Annotated in this window: 14 protein-coding genes; 10 read left to right on the top strand and 4 right to left on the bottom strand. The window is 51.1% G+C overall.

Annotation, left to right across the window (positions count from 1 at the left end; translation table 11 throughout):
- Positions 1-423 precede the first annotated feature (423 nt).
- The 4 genes from A3849_RS02425 to A3849_RS02410 all read left to right on the top strand — a co-directional run bounded on the left by A3849_RS02425 (position 424) and on the right by A3849_RS02410 (position 3,873).
- On the top strand, positions 424-1,536 hold the full coding sequence (locus A3849_RS02425) for a sulfate ABC transporter substrate-binding protein (RefSeq protein ID WP_074110063.1): 1,113 nt from the start codon (positions 424-426) through the stop codon (positions 1,534-1,536).
- A 108-nt stretch (positions 1,537-1,644) separates the two neighbouring features.
- Positions 1,645-2,484 (top strand): sulfate ABC transporter permease subunit CysT, encoded by an 840-nt coding sequence (gene cysT / locus A3849_RS02420; protein WP_074086689.1) that lies wholly within the window; start codon positions 1,645-1,647, stop codon positions 2,482-2,484.
- Between the two features lie 204 nt (positions 2,485-2,688).
- The gene (gene cysW / locus A3849_RS02415) at positions 2,689-3,552 is read left to right on the top strand and encodes a sulfate ABC transporter permease subunit CysW (protein ID WP_074110002.1); all 864 of its coding nucleotides are present in this window, start codon (positions 2,689-2,691) and stop codon (positions 3,550-3,552) included.
- A 99-nt stretch (positions 3,553-3,651) separates the two neighbouring features.
- Positions 3,652-3,873, top strand: a complete 222-nt coding sequence (locus A3849_RS02410) for a YezD family protein (protein ID WP_074086690.1) — start codon at positions 3,652-3,654, stop codon at positions 3,871-3,873.
- A gap of 133 nt (positions 3,874-4,006) precedes the next feature.
- Here the strand turns inward: A3849_RS02410 and A3849_RS02405 are convergent, their stop codons facing one another.
- Positions 4,007-4,627 carry a sensor domain-containing protein gene (locus A3849_RS02405; RefSeq protein ID WP_074110001.1) on the bottom strand — a complete coding sequence of 207 codons (621 nt, stop codon included), beginning with the start codon at positions 4,625-4,627 and terminating at the stop codon, positions 4,007-4,009.
- Between the two features lie 287 nt (positions 4,628-4,914).
- Entirely contained in the window at positions 4,915-5,223 is a 309-nt protein-coding gene (locus A3849_RS02400) for a hypothetical protein (protein WP_074110000.1), read from the bottom strand.
- A 276-nt stretch (positions 5,224-5,499) separates the two neighbouring features.
- Between A3849_RS02400 and A3849_RS02395 the strand changes: the two genes are divergently transcribed.
- From A3849_RS02395 to A3849_RS02385, 3 genes are all read left to right on the top strand, one after another.
- Positions 5,500-6,132 (top strand): NAD(P)-dependent oxidoreductase, encoded by a 633-nt coding sequence (locus A3849_RS02395; protein WP_074086694.1) that lies wholly within the window; start codon positions 5,500-5,502, stop codon positions 6,130-6,132.
- A gap of 228 nt (positions 6,133-6,360) precedes the next feature.
- Positions 6,361-7,836 (top strand): peptide MFS transporter, encoded by a 1,476-nt coding sequence (locus tag A3849_RS02390; protein ID WP_074109999.1) that lies wholly within the window; start codon positions 6,361-6,363, stop codon positions 7,834-7,836.
- Between the two features lie 55 nt (positions 7,837-7,891).
- A complete protein-coding gene (locus A3849_RS02385; RefSeq protein WP_074109998.1) occupies positions 7,892-10,117 on the top strand; it encodes an alpha-galactosidase in 2,226 nt (741 codons plus the stop codon).
- A 71-nt stretch (positions 10,118-10,188) separates the two neighbouring features.
- On the opposite strand, the gene A3849_RS02380 is transcribed toward A3849_RS02385, so the two are convergent.
- Together A3849_RS02380 and A3849_RS02375 are read right to left on the bottom strand one after the other, a co-directional pair.
- Positions 10,189-11,214 (bottom strand): hypothetical protein, encoded by a 1,026-nt coding sequence (locus A3849_RS02380; protein WP_074109997.1) that lies wholly within the window; start codon positions 11,212-11,214, stop codon positions 10,189-10,191.
- A 112-nt stretch (positions 11,215-11,326) separates the two neighbouring features.
- Complete coding sequence (locus A3849_RS02375; protein WP_074109996.1) at positions 11,327-12,184, bottom strand: helix-turn-helix domain-containing protein; 858 nt, start codon at positions 12,182-12,184, stop codon at positions 11,327-11,329.
- Positions 12,185-12,327: 143 nt separating this feature from the next.
- Here A3849_RS02375 and A3849_RS02370 point away from each other — a divergent pair, with 143 nt between their 5' ends.
- The 3 genes from A3849_RS02370 to A3849_RS02360 all read left to right on the top strand — a co-directional run bounded on the left by A3849_RS02370 (position 12,328) and on the right by A3849_RS02360 (position 17,728).
- Entirely contained in the window at positions 12,328-14,607 is a 2,280-nt protein-coding gene (locus A3849_RS02370) for a beta-L-arabinofuranosidase domain-containing protein (protein ID WP_074109995.1), read from the top strand.
- A gap of 72 nt (positions 14,608-14,679) precedes the next feature.
- Entirely contained in the window at positions 14,680-15,753 is a 1,074-nt protein-coding gene (locus tag A3849_RS02365; protein ID WP_074109994.1) for a M24 family metallopeptidase, read from the top strand.
- Between the two features lie 172 nt (positions 15,754-15,925).
- Positions 15,926-17,728, top strand: coding sequence for a bifunctional ADP-dependent NAD(P)H-hydrate dehydratase/NAD(P)H-hydrate epimerase (locus A3849_RS02360; protein ID WP_074109993.1), 1,803 nt, complete (start codon positions 15,926-15,928; stop codon positions 17,726-17,728).
- The last annotated feature ends 37 nt before the right edge of the window (positions 17,729-17,765 follow it).

Genomic DNA, 17,765 nt, shown 5'->3' with positions numbered 1-17,765 from the left:
AGCCGTTTTCCCTTGACCTATAAGATGTAGCAATAATATTACTTTACTGCTTCAATAACAAGTGGATCTTGCAGGAACCGCCGCCGCTTGCTGCCATCAGAACCGCCGTAAACCGACTTTCAACTATTTTGAAAAAAAGGTTTGACAGGTTGGGGAGGTTTCAGTATTATGTTTTCATAACCTACTAAATGGGTAGGAATAATCAAATAAGGTTCTTACCGTACAGACGGAGGAACGCCCGCCAGTAGCTCGCAGACACGTGTCCACAGGACCGGTTTGACCTGCCATACGTGGGCCTTCCTCCGTCTATTTTTGCTGAAATGCAAGGGGCAAGCAGGCTTACCGGAACTTCATGGGGTGTCACAAATAAAGAACGGCCAAGAGAAAAGGACAGGGGAGTGGCTTGTGATGAAGAATGCTGTGATGAAGAAAGGGATCAAGAAGGGACTTATCACTGGTTTCACATTACTATTGACGGCAGGTCTTGCCGCTTGCGGCAGCAATAATTCGAATAATGGGGCGGCCGCCCGGACAGATGCGCCAGCAGCAAGCAATGCGGCAGCAGCGGCTGAAGCTACCAAGGCACCGGCAAAAGATCCGGTGGAGCTGCTGAACGTATCTTACGACCCTACACGCGAATTGTACGAGAATTATAACAAGGCATTCTCTGCCTATTGGGAGAAGGAAACCGGCCAGAAGGTTACGGTAAAACAATCGCATGGCGGCTCCGGCGCACAGAGCCGGGCGGTCCAGGAGGGCCTGGAAGCGGATGTTGTTACGCTGGCCCTGGGCTATGACATTGACGCATTGAAGAGTAAAGGGCTGATCAATGACGGCTGGGAGAGTAAATTCGAACATAACAGCTCCCCATACACCTCGACCATTGTGTTTCTTGTACGCAAAGGCAATCCCAAAGGCATTAAGGACTGGCCGGATCTGTTAAAAGAAGGTGTAGAGGTCATTACCCCGAACCCGAAAACATCCGGCGGCGCCCGCTGGAACTATCTTGCCGCCTGGGGTTATGCGCTTGACCACAACAATAATGATGAAGCCAAGGCGCAGGAGTTTGTCCAGGAGCTGTTCAAGCATGTGCCCGTGCTGGATACCGGGGCTCGCGGGGCAACAACGACCTTTGTAGAACGTGGAATCGGTGATGTGCTGATTGCCTGGGAGAATGAAGCCTACCTGTCGATTAAAGAGCTGGGACCGGACAAATTCGAAATCGTTAACCCGTCCGAGAGCATTCTGGCCGAACCGCCGGTTGCCGTCGTTGATAAGGTTGTAGATAAAAGAGGGACCCGTGAGGTCGCAGAAGCCTACCTGAAATATCTGTACACCGAAGAGGGGCAAAAAATCGCTGCGGAGAACTATTACCGTCCGACCCTTGAAAGTGTAAAAGAGGAATACAAGGATAAATTCCCTGAGATTAAGCTGTTCACGCTGGCGGATAAATTCGGAACGTGGAAAGAAACCCAGGAAAAACATTTCAATGACGGCGGGATCTTTGACAAAATCTATGTTCCTGGAGCCAAATAAGAGCCAGATGGCTGAAATACAGAAGAAATGGTAAGAGTCATGGCAAGCAGGCTTGTGCAGGGAAGCTGATCGGCTTACATGCCGAAGGCGGAAAGGGATGAATAGGTCATGAATGTCACCACTACGGCTGCGGTACGGCGCAAGGTGCTGCCGGGCTTCGGACTAACGATGGGCTACAGCGTACTCTATCTGAGTCTCGTCGTACTGCTGCCGCTATCGGCACTGCTGTTCAATTCGACAGGACTCAGCTGGGCAAAGTTCTGGGATATCGCTACGGACCCGCGTGTTCTGGCTTCGTACAGGGTCAGCTTGAGCACTGCGGCTGCGGCAGCCTTGGCCGATGCTTTTCTGGGGCTGCTGCTGGCATGGGTACTGGTGCGCTATGAGTTTCCGGGCAAACGGATCTTTGACGCCCTGATCGATCTGCCGTTTGCACTGCCGACAGCTGTAGCAGGTGTCTCCCTGACGGCGCTGTATTCACAGAATGGCTGGATCGGCTCCCTACTGGAACCGCTGGGGCTAAGGATCGCATTTACCCCACTCGGGATCACACTCGCACTGATGTTCATCGGCATTCCCTTTGTGGTCCGTACCGTTCAACCGGTGCTGGAGGACCTCGACCGGGATATGGAGGAAGCTTCGGCAACACTGGGAGCGGGACGCTGGCGGACCTTCCGCAGCATCGTGCTCCCGGAACTGTTCCCGCCGCTGCTTACTGGCTTTGCGCTGGCATTTGCCCGCGGGATCGGGGAATATGGTTCCGTGGTGTTCATCTCCGGTAACATGCCGATGCGCACGGAGATTGCGCCCCTGCTCATCATGTCCAAGCTGGAGCAATTCGATTATGCGGGGGCAACCGCAGTTGCGCTGCTGCTTCTGCTGATCTCTTTTCTGATGCTGCTCGTGATCAACACTCTGCAGCGCTGGGCCCGCAAGACTTCACGGTGAGGAGGCTTACGAAGCAGTTTTGTCGAAGCTGATTCAAAGAAGTGTATGCTTACAAAACTTGAGTGTATGCTTTCGAAGCGATTTTTGTACGAAGCATAATCAGGTAGTGATCCTAACAAAAATTAAGCCTATGCTTTCGAAGCCAGTTTTGTACGAAGTAAACCTAAGAAGCTTATGCTCACAAAACTTTTAGGAGGTGAAATCATGGCTGGTACTGTCCCTATGGCTGCCCCCAGGGCGCACCGGAGTGCAGCCTCCCCCGCAACGACGGAGTCCTCTGCCGTGAAATGGGTGCTGGTCGCCGCGGCCGGACTGGTGCTGTTCTGGCTGATTGCCCTGCCGCTGATTGTGGTGCTGACTGAAGCGCTGAAGCGGGGCTGGGATGTGTTTCTGGCGGCGCTGACTGACCCTGATGCCGCTTCTGCCCTCCGGCTGACGCTGCTGGTTGCTGTGATTACTGTACCGCTGAATACACTGTTCGGGGTGATGGCGGCGTGGGCGGTGACCAAGTTCCGTTTTCGCGGCAAAGGATTTCTGATTACGCTGATTGACCTGCCTTTTGCCGTATCTCCGGTCATTGGCGGGCTGATCTTTGTACTTGTATTCGGCTCGAACGGCTGGTTCGGTTCCTGGCTCAGCGCCCATGACATTAAGATTGTATTCGCCCTCCCCGGCATTGTGCTGGCCACACTGTTTGTGACCTTTCCATTTGTGGCCCGCGAGCTGATTCCGCTAATGGAAGACCAGGGCACGCAGGAAGAAGAAGCGGCTATTACACTGGGTGCGCATGGCTGGCAGATTTTCTGGCGGGTGACTTTGCCGAATATTAAATGGGGCCTGCTGTACGGGATTATTCTCTGTAACGCGCGGGCGATGGGGGAGTTCGGTGCGGTATCCGTTGTCTCCGGTCACATTCGGGGGGAGACGAACACGCTGCCGCTGCATGTCGAAATTTTGTATAACGAGTATCAGTTTTCGGCTTCCTTCGCCGTGGCCTCCCTGCTGCTGTTGCTGGCTCTGGTAACGATGATCGTAAAAAGCTGGCTTACACGCAAAAATGCACATTGACAGCCCTTTTGCTTCCATGCTAAGTTAAAACATAGTATACAGGTTGGTTATGACGGGATTGGTGGAGAATCCCCTGTCCGGGGAAAGGGAGGCTGGATAATGGCTAAGCCGCTGAAAGTGGATGAGGTATGGCTCACGCGGATTGCGGAGCTTTTGGATGATATGGAATTCGGGTCCCTGCATATTGTGGTACACGAAGGACAAATTGTACAGATGGAGCGGACAGAACGCAAGCGTTTTGAGAACAGTACTGCAAATGCACGTTATAGTGGAGAGGCCGGAAGCCGGCGGACCGATTCCCGTTCTGCGGGACGAGGATAGAAGCAAGGCTTATCATGGTAAACGCAAGAGGCACCTATCAATAAAAAGCGAAGGTCCATTCTGATTTTTTCAGATAGATCTTCGTTTTTTCTTGCTGTCCGCCTCTTTGCTCTTTCTGAAAAAGGAAGACATATTATGTGCTGGATACCGTGTGCACCCATGCGGCGTATAACTGCCCAAGTTTCCGAAAGATCAACGGCAGTAATAAGGTTAACACTAATCCAATGCCAGCGGCTATCAAGGAGCGCTCGAACGATGACAAGTCGTACAGAAAGAGAAGCGGAGTGGTATCGGATGCGAAAAGATCAAAGGAGAACAGTCTGTCACTCACCAGATAGGCTAATGGAGACAGTAAAATCCCAAAGGCTGTAGCCGGCAGGACGATAGCCAATGTAAAACCGAGAATCCCTATGGGAAGCTGTGCTACGCTGTAGATAAGTCCCCGGTATGTTGTTCCTTGACTAAGAAGTGTGAATAACGACCTTGGGCCATCCGTGCGCAGAGGTGCTGGATCGCCTGTATGTTCAGGCTGTTGATGATCTCCGCGAATCCAGTGATCCACCACTAGTTCTTCTTGTACCATCATTCTGCGGCACGCAGCAAGTGTTGCTGCCAGCAAGGGTAAACCAATCCATAATATGATCAGAGGCAAACTTACACATATTCCCGTAACTGCAATTACAAATGCTATGATTCCTTTTGGAAGAGACTTCATAAGCAGACTCCAGGATTTCATAAAGCTTTGTTTTTTCATTGTATTATTCTCTCCCCTTTACCGATCTTTTTTCAGTATAACTGGATATTCTTGTATGAGCACTAACCCCAAGTCTGAAAATCCGCCCGACTTTGGTCCAGTCTTTTGATGCTGCGTATAAAAAGCGGAAAGCCTATAGCTCACTTGAAGGTGGGGAGGAGAAACATTTCTACTGAACCTCTGCTCCTGAGAGGAACCGCCGGAATAGGAATACATTCAAGCCAGGCAAAAGAATCCAGATCCTCATAAGTGACCTGGACTGCAATATGCCTCGTATAGACCTTTTATTAGTAGCGCGGGGTGCGCCGTGGCGCGAAGATACCCTCAACAAGCAGAATGATTGCCGTAATAACGTGCATAATCCATCCGACAAAAGGAATTAAGCCGACAACCGAGGTGATTACCCCGATCACGTTCCCGATAAAAGGGCCACGTTCTTTCAACAGCAGGACTACGGCTACGGCATGCAGCAAAAAGGCAACACCCAGCGGCACCCAGGCATTAGCGACAACAAAAGCGCCTCCGATGAACGGCAGTGCCAGAAAAGCCTCATAAGCAAAGGTGCCCCATTTGAATAGTTTTCCTATTGGAGTCATAATTACTTCACCAAACCTTTCCACATCATAATATGATCTTATAAGAACAGGTTCTCTGAGTCATTGTACGTCGCATCACGGATAATGTTTCAACTCCTTGTGCATGGGATGGGCGTTCTTGCTTGGCAGTGGTGAGGTCATATATATTGGTAACAGAATAGCAGGCAGGATTTGCAGGTACTGTTCATCATGCTTGATTCGCAGGGAATGATCCTGCGGCGCTAATATAGGGTAACCGTTTGGAGATACAGCAGGAGAAAGGGAGGCGTTCAGGATATGGATGTTGTAGTTTTTGGGGCAACAGGAACGATTGGCAGAGCTATTGTGCAAGAAGCGTTAAAAAGAAAACATGAGGTCACCGCCGTAGTCCGGAATCCGGCCTCTTTAGAGCTGGAGCATGAGCGTCTGCATGTGGCCACCGCCGATATTCTGGACCCGGCGACGGTAGCAGAGGCAGTGCGCGGACATGAAGAGGTGATCAGCGCCTTTGGCCCCGCTGCCGGGCGGGAGAATGACCTGGTGCGTGCGGCTGAGAGTCTGCTGGAGGGTCTGCAGGCTGCCGGTCTTCAGCGGCTGCTTGTGGTTGGCGGAGCAGGAAGTCTGAAGACGGAGTCGGGTGAATGGCTCATGGATTCGCCGGGATTCCCGGAGAAGTTCCGTCCGCTTGCGGAAGCTCATGGACATGCCTATGAAATCTATAGCGGCTCTGCGCTCGACTATACGTACATCAGCCCGCCGGCCACGATCCGCCCGGGCCGCCGCACAGGACAGTTCCGTATCGGCCTGGACCGGCTGGTAGTGGATGAGAACGGGGACAGCAGTATCAGCGTGGAGGATTTTGCCGTAGCTGTTGTTGACGAACTGGAAGAGGGGAATTTCAGCCGCAACCGGTTTACGGTTGGGTATTAACCTTCAACCATCTAACAAAAAGCAGTGAGTCTTACCTTAGACTCGCTGCTTTTTGTTTTCTGTTCATTGAGAACGCCTTCAAGCCCTGAACGGCGGATTTATAAGCTGACTGTACTAGGTAACAAATGTCCACCTATCCCAACTTTTCGCTACCGTTTTAGAAAAGGTTATCTGATATATTTTAAAGGGAAAACGTGAACAGAAATACTGACGAAAGAAGGAATCGCTATGAATCCAGAGGAAGTGCTTGACGACAAGAAATTTTTGGGGCATCCAAGAGGGGTAGGGGCACTGGCAGCAGGTAATTTTTTCAACTCCTTTGCTTGGGGGGCTTTGTATGCGATATTAATTTTTTATCTCTATACTCCGTATACAAAAGGATTAGGCTTCACAGAAGGTCAGGCCGCATCCATGATAACGGCGATGGCCGCATGCAATTCCATCTTCGGGATTTTGGGGAGCTGGCTGGCGGACCGGGTATTGGGGATGCGCAAAGCCTTGATTATAGGGAACATGGTAAAAGGGACGGCTTTTGCGGTTCTGGCCATTCCGGCCTTTTCGCTAACCCAGGGAAGAATTTTTGCACTCATCGCCTTATTTTTGATGGCGCTTCCAATTATGGGGGCGAGTAATGCTTCTCTGACGGGCCAATTGTACCGCAAATCCGATAACGGCAGACGTGATGCCGCATTTACCATTCATGGCATTGCCAATAATATCGCCGGTCTGGTTGCTCCGGTGCTGGTCGGTCAAATAGGGATGACAAACTACCATATCGGCTTCCTGATCGCTGCGATTGCTGCTTTTCTGTATGGTGCCGTTATTTTTGTTACGCAGCACAAGTTTTTTGGCACCCTGGGAGAGAAGCCGGTCAAGCCGCTTGAAGAGGGGAAATTCGCTAAATTATTCATCCGGTTTATATCCATTATGGTTGTTTTTATTGGCACAATTGTAGTGTTGGTCCTGAATAAAGTGATGTCCTTCCAGGGAGTACTAAATATCATTACATCAGCGACCTTTATCATCCCGATTGTTTTCTTGACCAACCTTATGAGCAAGAAGGACTTGACGGCAACGGACAAAAGAAGAATGAAGCCTTTCCTGAAGCTGTTCTCGGCCCAAATCGTGATGGCGCTGTGCGGAACCATGCTGACCTCGACGGTGGCTATTTTTATAGATCAGAAAATTAACCGCAATATTTTTGGATTTGAAGTTGCTCCCGGATCGGTGGGAACCATCTATACGGTTTTAGGGTTAGCGCTGGCGCCTGTATTTGTATGGCTCTGGACCAAGACCCGTGCAACGAATATCCGAACAACCTATAAGTACGGCTGGGGTATCCTCTTCTCCGCCCTTGGCTACGGCCTGCTGACCATTCCGATTATTATGTTCAAGGACTCGGCGCCGTATAGCTTGCTCTGGATGGTATTCTACTACCTGTTCCTTACGTTCTCGGATAATTTGGTCTGGCCGATCGGTTCATCGCTTGTAGCCAAATTGTCGCCGGACGCTTATGATACCCAGATGCAGACAGCTTGGGGGCAAGCGGGTACGATCGGGAACGGAATTGCCTTGATTCTGTTCAACTTCTATCAGACGGCGGATGAGCAAGTGAACCTGTTCCCTATCATGACTGCACTTCTGCTGATTACGGCTGTGTTCATCTTTATGTTTTCGAAAAATATCGAGAAGGATATGGTATAACAATAAAAACGCTCAGAGCCATTTGCCGGCACTTTCTTAAAAGGAGCTTAGGGCCATGTCAATAATATTTCATGAAACAACGAGACAATTCCACTTGTATAATGGTGAGATCAGCTATATTTTTTCCATCATGCCCAACAATCAGCCGGGACATATATATTATGGCAAAAAAATCCGCGATCAGGAGGACTTCTCGCATCTTCTGGAACTGGGCTTCCGCGATATGTCCCCCTGTGTTTTCGAGGGGAATGTCAAATTTTCGCTTGAACAGGTCAAGCAAGAGATTTCTGTATACGGAGCCGGGGATCTGAGAAATTGCGGACTGCAAATTCTTCAGGAGGATGGCAGCCATACAACCTGTTTGGAGTACGTAAGTCATGAGATCGTCTCCGGCAAGCCTTTGCTTGAAGGACTGCCTGCGACTTATGTCGAGAATGAGGATGAAGCACAGACCCTCCGTGTTTTTTTAATGGATAAATGGCTGGATTGCCAAGTGGAATTGCAGTATACCCTCTACAGCAGCCTGCCTGTCCTGACCAGAAATATAAAGATAAGCAACCTAGGCAAGCAGACGATCCGGCTTGAATCAGCGATGAGCCTGAATCTGGATCTTCCGGATCAGGATTATGAAATGATCGATTTAACCGGCGCATGGGGAAGGGAGCGGCATATTCAGACCCATCCGCTGCATCGCGGCATCCAGAGTATCTATAGCCTGCGTGGACACAGCAGTCATAATTATAATCCGTTTATCGGCTTAAAGAGGAAGGAAACGACGGAGTTTCTTGGAGAAGCTATAGGACTCAGTCTGGTCTACAGCGGCAATTTTCTCGCTCAAGTGGAGGCGGATACGTATGGTGTCACGCGTGTGATGATGGGGATTCACCCGAATGGCTTCGATTGGAGTTTGCTGCCGGGAGAGGATTTCCAGACCCCTGAAGTAGTCATGGTGTATTCGGATAAAGGGATGAACCAGATGAGCCAGACCTTCCATGAGCTCTACCGGACCCGATTGGTGCGGGGTTTGTGGAGGGATCGGCCCCGTCCCATTCTGATTAATAACTGGGAAGCCACTTATATGAATTTTAATGAAGAGAAAATTGTGGGAATTGCGCATTCAGCCGCCAAACTGGGAATTGAATTATTTGTTCTGGATGATGGCTGGTTCGGCAAGCGCAATACAGATACGACCTCGCTCGGGGACTGGCATCCCAATACGGATAAATTACCGAACGGAATTTCCGGTCTGGCCCGCAAAATAACGGATATGGGCCTGAAATTCGGCCTCTGGTTCGAGCCGGAGATGATCAGTAAAGAAAGCGAGCTGTACCAGAAGCATAGCGACTGGATTATGTCGGTTCCTTATCGTTCCATGAGCCCGGGCAGAAATCAATACGTGCTGGATTTGACGAAAGCTGAAGTTATTGATTATTTGGATGAGACCATCAGCAAGATACTGTCTGAGTCGGACATTTCCTACGTAAAATGGGATATGAACCGCTCCATGTCAGAGGTGTTTTCTGCCGGGAGAGACAGCGATGTTCAAGGGAAAGTGTATCATCAATATATTCTGGGCTTGTACGAGCTGTTCGGCCGTCTGACTGGGAAATTCCCGGAGGTGCTGTTTGAGTCCTGCGCCAGCGGAGGGGGAAGGTTTGATCCGGGCATGCTGTATTACTGTCCGCAGGGCTGGATTTCAGATGATACAGATGCTATCGAGCGGCTGAAAATCCAATACGGGACCTCTATGTTATATCCGCTTGGCAGCATGGGTTCCCATGTGTCAGCGGTGCCTAACCATCAAACAAACCGCAGTACCTCGCTTGCCACAAGGGGGGATGTAGCGTATTTTGGCACCTTTGGCTATGAGCTGGACCTGAGTCTGCTGCCTGCGGCTGAAGAGGCCCTGGTCCGGGAGCAAGTCCAATTTATGAAAGCGAACCGCGAGCTTATTCATCAGGGTACATTCTACCGGCTGGCTAGTCCTTTTGACGGGAATATAACTGCTTGGATGGTGCTGTCCAAGGATAAAAATCGCGGAATTGTGGGGTATTACCGGACTCTTACTGCAGTAAACGGCGGGTATACGCGGTTGAGACTTGCCGGTCTGGATCAAGGTAAAAAGTATCGTATATCCGATAATACTTACGAACATTCCGGCTATGGCGATGAGTGGATGGAAATTGGAATCCTGCTGAATGACAGCACCTCCGGCGACTATCATTCCAAAGTCCCGAAGGGAGATTTCCTGTCCAGATTATTCATACTGGAAGCCGAATAACAGCAGTGCCAACCAAGCACCCCCCGGGCCTTCATCAACTGAAGGTTCGGGGGTTGCTTGGTGTAGACCGCTCAGGCCAATGGAACGGGGAAATTATTCGGTGTGCTGCTCCAGGGCTCAGGGAAGGAGCGGTCAGGATAAATCGACTCAAAAAAGGCATAGCCCACAGGATCATACGCTTTCAATTCCTCACGGGTATTGACTGGGCCACGGACGCCATCCCACGTACCATCGCTGCTCTCGGCCATAACGTTAAACCAGATGGCCGTTAGAGTCGCGAAGTATTCTTCGTAATTCGAGATGGCATACGTTCCAGGCCAAAGGTTATTCGAGGCAGCATTCTCATAGGCATCAACAAGCTGCTTGGCTAATGTCTGGTCTTCCAGATTATTAATCCCGATTAAATGGACGGCATGCCCGAATTCATGGGCCACAATGGATTCGTTTTTATATTTGGTCTGAGCGGGACCTTCTACATAACGCATAACATTCTTTTCCGATACCGAAGTCACGGGGATGGTTGGAGTTCCGCCGAAGCCCTCTACGGGATATTGCAGGAAATCCGTGCCGCCGCGATGCTCCGGTATGTCGTAGGCATCCTCCTGCAGGCCATAAATAGCCAGAGCAGCATGGTGCTCCACCATTTTCTCCGCGACCTCAGGTCTTTTGCATAACATGATTTCAATCATCTCACACGCCTTCTCATGTACAGCATAGTCAACCCGGGCCGAGGATTTAATCAGAATTCCTGATGTAGTGCGGGTAAACCGGGTATAAAAGTGTTCCAGATTCTTAATAGGATAGGAGTGATGTCTTGTTGGCCCAATGACCGATAGCGTAACTTTACCCAAATCGCTAAACTGTATGGGGTTCTGCAGACTTAGGGTGGTTCTCCGTTTAGACTTCTCGTACACACATCGGGTATCCCAGGCTTCCGGATCATCGTTATAGCATAGCGGCAGTTTCACTCCATTAAGCTCCACTGAAAAGGACTGCGGATCATTGGCCCCTTCTGCATCGTCATTCCAATAGATTTCGATTCTTTGAAGATCAATAAACTGGACAGCAGAAATGTTCAACTCAGCATGCTCTATCATAGAATCCCCCTGTAAGGTTGTATTGCGGAAACCGCTTACTTTTAGGATAGCATCAATCTCGCTGGAAAACGGTAGCGCAAACCTAACTTAAAGTGGACTATGCGGCATTTAATCATTTTTTATTAAAGTGCTTGTAAAAAAAGGTTTTTCGATACTCGGTGGGTGTGACGCTCTCATATTTTTTGAACAAGCGCATGAAATATTTCGAATCCTCATATCCAGCCTCCGAGGCGATTTCGTTAATGCTTAGATCGGTCTCAGTCAACAGTTCTTTCGCGTGCTTCAGCCTGAATTTGATAATCTGCTCCGAAATGCCGATTCCCGTATTTTTCTTATAAATTCTGGACAAATAATTTTTGTTGTATTTGAAATGATCGGCAATATGTTCAAGCGTAATATCCTCAAAGGCATGGATTCTGATCCAGTCCTGGATGGGCTGCAGCCGGTTGCCGTTAAATTCCTTCTGGATAAGATAATCCATGATTTCCGAGGTCAATTCGTGTAATAGACAGGTCAGATAAGCATTCAAGTAGGTTTGTCTTTTATTTTTTTGATACAAGTCGAGCAGCTGATTGAACATGATGTGGAAGCGTTTGGAGTCGATTTTGTTGGTGTAAACGGGCAGAATAATCATCTCATCCAGATTGTTGTCGTTAATTTCCTGGATGACCTCCGCTTCAGTCCTGAGCTGCAGATTGCTTGCTGCGAAGTGCAGCCAGTGAAATTTGATCCGGCCTTCACAATATTTGAGTCCCCGGTGGGGCGTGTGCGGAGGAATCACAAGAATCTCACCGGATTCAATAGCGTAGGGGGTATTGTTGCAGTCAATGTGCAGGGTGGAATCTATGGGACTGATGATTTCATAGCTGTCGATGATCCTTTCTTTATGAATCCAGGGCCGATCTGAAATAAAAGTTCCGGCAGAGATGAGGGCTGCTTGACCTGAATAATCCTTATCAACGAAGTACATAGCTTAAGCTCCTCCTATATTCGAAATTGCCATATAGTAAATATAATCCACCTATTCTTTTTTTCAACTACCGACAGTGAATTTTATTTCTTGTAACATGGATGATGTGAAAGCGATTAAAAGTACGCGTAGGAGGAAAGCCGATGTCGAATACATTGAGTGCTCTGGAAATTGTCCAAAAGGACATTGAGGCCCTGCATCTTGGAAATCTCAAAACCGTAGAGTTTGATATCACCTTGCCGACTGAAGGCAAAAATGGTTCGCAAATTACTTGGGTCTCGAAAGATGATCGCTGGATTGACGGTTCCGGGAAAGTACACCAGCCTGAGTATGGTAAAGGGGACCGGGTCGTTCCTGTGACCGCCACCTTCAGTTTTGGTGGGGCGAGTCTTCAAAAGGTTTTTGAAGTGAAGATCCTGGAGGAGAAAAATAGAATCCAGGTTGAAAAGATTTTCCCAATTTATATTCGGCAGGAAGTGAACAAGGAATTTCATCTGCCTTCCGTTGTCTCCATTCAAACGGTAAGCGGAGATGTACTTGCCCATTCGGTGACATGGCGCGGCGGCGACAAACGGAATTATGCTGATATCGGGGAGCAAAGTGCGCTTGGCATTCTGACGGATACGATCTATGAGGTAGAGGCCGTTATTCTGATAGAGAAAAGCACTCACCAAACGGGCGATAGAAAGCAGCAGCTGAATGCTGTCCCGACTAAGAAGGTGCAACTGGCGGGTACTTCCTTGCCCAAAACGGCCCAGGACCGGAGACTGGAGTTTCTGCTTACGGTTGACGATGACCAAATGCTGTACAATTTCAGGAAAGCCGCCGGTCTGGACACGTTGAATGCTCCGGCAATGATCGGCTGGGACTCGGAGGACAGCCTGCTGAAAGGGCACACCACCGGACATTATCTCTCTGCCCTGGCATTATGCTACGCATCAACCGGCATTGTGCAGATCTACACAAAATTGAACTACATGATTGAAGAGCTGAACAAGGTGCAGCTGGCCTTTGAGGCGGATGACCGCTACCATTACGGATTTATCAGCGCATATTCCGAAGAGCAGTTTGATTTGCTGGAGGTATATACACGTTATCCGGAGATCTGGGCTCCGTATTATACCCTGCACAAAATTTTGGCCGGTCTATTGGATGGCTATAATATTGCGGGCATCGGACTGGCGCTGACCATCGCCGACAAGCTGGGAGACTGGATCTACAACCGTTTAAGCGTGTTGCCGCATGACCAATTGAAGAAAATGTGGAGTATGTACATTGCCGGAGAATTCGGCGGCATCAATGAATCAATGGCCGAGCTCTTTACTTATACGCATAAGGAACAGCATATTCTGGCGGCAAAGCTGTTCGATAATGACCGCTTGTTCTTTCCGATGACGCAACAAGTAGACGCTTTGGGTGCGATGCATGCCAATCAGCACATCCCGCAAATCGTCGGGGCCTTCAAAATCTTCGAAGCTACAAGCGAAGATAAATATTATGAGATCTCCAGATTCTTCTGGGAATCGGTTGTAAATGCGCATATCTACTCCATTGGCGGAACCGGCGAAGGGGAAATGTTCAAGCAGCCGTACAAAATAGGCGTACATCTTACGGAGCATACGGCTGAAACCTGTGCCTCTTACAATATGCTGAAGCTGACAAAGCAGCTATATATGTATGAGAAGGATGTAAAGTATATGGATTATTACGAGCGGACCATGCTCAACCATATTCTTTCTTCAACGGATCATGAATGCCTGGGCGCCAGCACCTACTTTATGCCGACCCTTCCGGGCGGACAAAAAGGGTTCGATGTGGAGAACTCCTGCTGTCATGGGACGGGACTGGAAAACCACTTCAAGTATGCCGAGGCGATTTTCTTCGAAGATGCAGATTCCTTATATGTCAATTTGTTTGTTTCGGCTGCCCTGGAGGATGCGGAGAAGGGACTGAAAGTTGTACAATCCGTTCCTGAGGTGTTCACCGGTGAGCTGGAGCTTAACATTGAGACGCTGGCGAGAACCAGCCTGAAGATCCGCAAGCCCTATTGGCATCAGGGAAAGGTCTTGGCTTATGTGAATGGCACAGAAGTTCAGGCTGTAGAAGAAAGCGGATACATCGTTCTGTCCCGGAACTGGAGCAAGGGCGAAAAAGTGAGCATCAAGTTTAATCCGGAGCTGCGTTTGGAATATACACCGGATCAAGCCGATCTCGCTTCGGTAGCCTTTGGCCCTTATATTCTTGCTGCTGTATCACCTCAAAAGGAGTACTATGAACTGCCGGTCCATGAGGGAGATATTGCGAAGCAATTTGAACGGGTTGCACACTCCAACCGCTTTATCTTTAAAGATCAGAAGCTTGAATTTGCTCCGCTGGCTGAATTGAACCATGAGCACTATCATTTGTATATAAAAACTATATAAAATATATGACAAGACGCTGGGAGGGATTAATACATTCCTCCCTTCTGTTATGAAGAAGGAGAGTAAGGCAAGATGAAGCGGATTGAACGTTTGTTGAAAAAGATGTCAAATGAGCATCTTCCGGCCCTATATGTGAGCAATCCTAAAAATGTCCGCTATTTATGCGAGTTTACAGGAGAAGATTCAGCTTTGCTGCTTACAGAAAATGAAATCTATTTTATTACGGACAGCCGTTATGTGGAGCAGGCCCGCGAGGAGCTAAGCGACCTGATTCAGATTGTATGCTGGAAACAATCACTACTAGATGAAGCGGCGGCAATCATCCACAAACAAAACATTCAAGAGGTTGGATTTGAAGGGGGACATTTGAGCTACAGCGATGGAGAGCATTTCAAAGCTCTGGTTCAGGTGAAGGCCAGAACAGCAGACGGCTGGGTGGAGGAGTTCCGCGCTGTAAAGGACGAGGATGAAATCCGCAAGACCATAGAGGCGGTGAAAATTGTTGATCAGACGTTCATACACATTCTAAATTATATCCGTCCGGGCCTTTCGGAGAAGCAGGTAGCCGACGAAATGGAATACTTCATGAAGCAGAAAGGATCGGAGAAGACCTCCTTCGACACGATCGTTGCCTCAGGTATCCGCTCCTCTTATCCTCATGGTGAGGCAAGCGGGAAAGTCATCGAACAGGGAGATATGGTCATACTGGATTTTGGCGCAACCTTCCAAGGGTATGCTTCAGATATAACTAGAACAGTTGCGGTAGGCCAGCCCCATCCGCGTCTTGAAGAAATATATGATTTGGTGCTGGAGGCGGAGCTGGCGGGCTTAAATGCCATTCGTCACGGCATGATAAGCAAAGAGCTGGATTTGATTATCCGCAGTCCTTTTATAAGAGAAAACGTGAATGACCTGTTCAATCACGGCGCCGGCCACAGCATCGGGCTGGATATTCATGAAGCGCCTTATATCAGTTATCGGGCTGAGTACTCGTTTGTTGAGAATACAATCATGACGGTTGAGCCGGGTCTGTACTTGCCGGGTATTGGCGGAGTCCGGATTGAGGATGATGTTCTGGTCGGAGCCGAGAAGAGCCGGGTGTTGACGAGAGCACCCAAGAGTGATTTAATCGTGTTGCCGTTTTAATAAATCCGGGTCAAGCTCTGCTCTCCACCGGCGATGCCGGGTGACTATTTGCGGGCGGATACGCTGGCTGTGGAGCCGGGTACACCTTGTATAGAAAATGAGGACATCCAAATTTCTGCAGCCGGTCCGGCGAATATCATGGTCTGAAACGGCAGAGAGGGGACGGAACTATATGTATTTGGTTACTGCGGAGCAAATGCGGGAGCTGGACCGCGCGACGATTGAACGGCTGGGCATTCCGGCGGTTGCGCTGATGGAGAATGCCGGACGGGCGATTGCGGAAGAGATCGTCCGCTTTTGCCGTGAGCGGGGGCGTGTGTTCGCGGGGGGTTCGGGCTTTGGGCATCCGGCGGTTGATGGAGGTTTCCGGGCGGGCGGGGCTAATGCGGCGGATGGCTGGTATGTGAGGGGCATGGATAGAGCTCTGGAGGCAGGGTGTCCGGCGGGCGCGGATAGAGCTGGAGATGCTCTGGGGGACGGAAGCCCGGCGGGCGCGGATTGCCGGAACCGCGAATGGGACGGGCACACCGGGGAACACGGTGCGCTATTCTCGGTCAGCGGCGATGCCGCGCTGACCTTGGAGCATGCCGGCGCCGAGCACTGGCTCGTGCTGGTCGGCAAAGGCAATAACGGCGGCGATGGCCTCGCCGCCGCCAGGCATCTGCGTGAGGCGGGCATCGCCGTCACGCTGGTGTACGCGGCCGCGCCGGAGTCGCTGGCCGGCGAAGCCGCGCTGCAGCAGAATGCTGCTGCAGCCTTGGGCCTGCCCGCCGTAGTCTACGGCCGGGACCGGGTGGACTTTGCCGCATGCAGCGGCATCCTGGATGCGCTGCTCGGCACCGGCAGCGCGGGGGCCCCGCGCGGTGCCTATGCGGAGCTGATTGCCGCTGCGAACGGCAGCGGCAAACCGATTGTGTCCGCAGACATCCCGAGCGGGCTGGATGCGGACACAGGCCAGGCGCATGAGCCTTGCATTCATGCGGCAGTGACGGTTTGCCTCGCGTTCCTGAAGCGCGGGCTGCTGCAGTATCCCGGCGCAGCGAGTGCCGGGCAGGTAGTGGTCCGCTCCATCGGCATCCCGGCTGCCTTGGCCCGGGAGAGCGGCGTCCCGGCCAGCCTGCTGACGCCGGAGGTGCTAAGGACACGTCTGCAGGTCGACGTGTCGCGCCGCCGTTCGCCGGAGGGCCACAAGGGCACCTACGGGCATGTCCTGGTGGCGGCAGGAACCTTAAGCATGAGCGGCGCCGGCCTGCTCGCCTCCCGCGCTGCGCTGCGCGCCGGCTGCGGCCTGGTGACCTGGGCGCTGCCTACGATGCTGCTTCCCTTCGTCATCGGAGCGGCCCCGGAGCTGATGCTGGCAGCGGCCGGCGGAGAGAACGGCGCCTGGAGCGCCGGGACTGCCGCCGAAGTGCTGCGGCTCAGCAGCGGAAGAGATGTCACCGCCGTGGGACCGGGGCTTGGCCGGTTTGAAGGCGACGGGGAATGGCTGCGTTCGCTGTGGGAAGGCATCGAAGCACCTCTCGTCATCGATGCCGATGCACTGAACATTCTGGCGGACAGTGAGTACAGCTCCTGGGCAAGCCGCCGCCATCCGGTGATCCTGACACCTCATCCGGGGGAAATGGCCCGGCTGGCCCGGCTATCCACGGCTGAGGTGCAGCGGGACCGGATCGGTCTGGCGCTTACTTATGCCCGGGAGCATGGGGTTATCCTCGTGCTCAAAGGAGCCCATACGGTCATTGCAACACCTGAAGGCGAGGCTTATGTGAATATCACAGGCCATCCGGGTATGGGGACCGGCGGTGCGGGCGATGTGCTGACCGGCATGATTGCCGGATTGCTCGCACAGGGGTTGAATGCCGCGCAGGCAGCGGCCTTTGGGGTCTATCTGCACGGGCTGGCGGGTGAAAGAGCGTCCCGCTTGCGCCATGATCCGGCGGCGCTGACCGCCGGGGATATCATAGAGGCGCTCTGAGTCCGGCGGGCAGGGCAGTGTTATACGTTTGCAAGGC

It is taken from the genome of Paenibacillus sp. P46E (assembly GCF_001909095.1).
Classification (GTDB): domain Bacteria; phylum Bacillota; class Bacilli; order Paenibacillales; family Paenibacillaceae; genus Paenibacillus_AQ; species Paenibacillus_AQ helianthi.
The sequence above is the reverse complement of the archived record's forward strand: the minus strand, read 5'-3'. Positions and strand labels throughout refer to the sequence as shown.

Coding starts and splice junctions, on each gene's coding strand:
- A3849_RS02425 (WP_074110063.1), top strand. CDS start 424: ATGAAGAAAGGGATCAAGAAGGGACTTATCACTGGTTTCACATTACTA.
- cysT (WP_074086689.1), top strand. CDS start 1,645: ATGAATGTCACCACTACGGCTGCGGTACGGCGCAAGGTGCTGCCGGGC.
- cysW (WP_074110002.1), top strand. CDS start 2,689: ATGGCTGGTACTGTCCCTATGGCTGCCCCCAGGGCGCACCGGAGTGCA.
- A3849_RS02410 (WP_074086690.1), top strand. CDS start 3,652: ATGGCTAAGCCGCTGAAAGTGGATGAGGTATGGCTCACGCGGATTGCG.
- A3849_RS02405 (WP_074110001.1), bottom strand. CDS start 4,627: ATGAAAAAACAAAGCTTTATGAAATCCTGGAGTCTGCTTATGAAGTCT.
- A3849_RS02400 (WP_074110000.1), bottom strand. CDS start 5,223: ATGACTCCAATAGGAAAACTATTCAAATGGGGCACCTTTGCTTATGAG.
- A3849_RS02395 (WP_074086694.1), top strand. CDS start 5,500: ATGGATGTTGTAGTTTTTGGGGCAACAGGAACGATTGGCAGAGCTATT.
- A3849_RS02390 (WP_074109999.1), top strand. CDS start 6,361: ATGAATCCAGAGGAAGTGCTTGACGACAAGAAATTTTTGGGGCATCCA.
- A3849_RS02385 (WP_074109998.1), top strand. CDS start 7,892: ATGTCAATAATATTTCATGAAACAACGAGACAATTCCACTTGTATAAT.
- A3849_RS02380 (WP_074109997.1), bottom strand. CDS start 11,214: ATGATAGAGCATGCTGAGTTGAACATTTCTGCTGTCCAGTTTATTGAT.
- A3849_RS02375 (WP_074109996.1), bottom strand. CDS start 12,184: ATGTACTTCGTTGATAAGGATTATTCAGGTCAAGCAGCCCTCATCTCT.
- A3849_RS02370 (WP_074109995.1), top strand. CDS start 12,328: ATGTCGAATACATTGAGTGCTCTGGAAATTGTCCAAAAGGACATTGAG.
- A3849_RS02365 (WP_074109994.1), top strand. CDS start 14,680: ATGAAGCGGATTGAACGTTTGTTGAAAAAGATGTCAAATGAGCATCTT.
- A3849_RS02360 (WP_074109993.1), top strand. CDS start 15,926: ATGTATTTGGTTACTGCGGAGCAAATGCGGGAGCTGGACCGCGCGACG.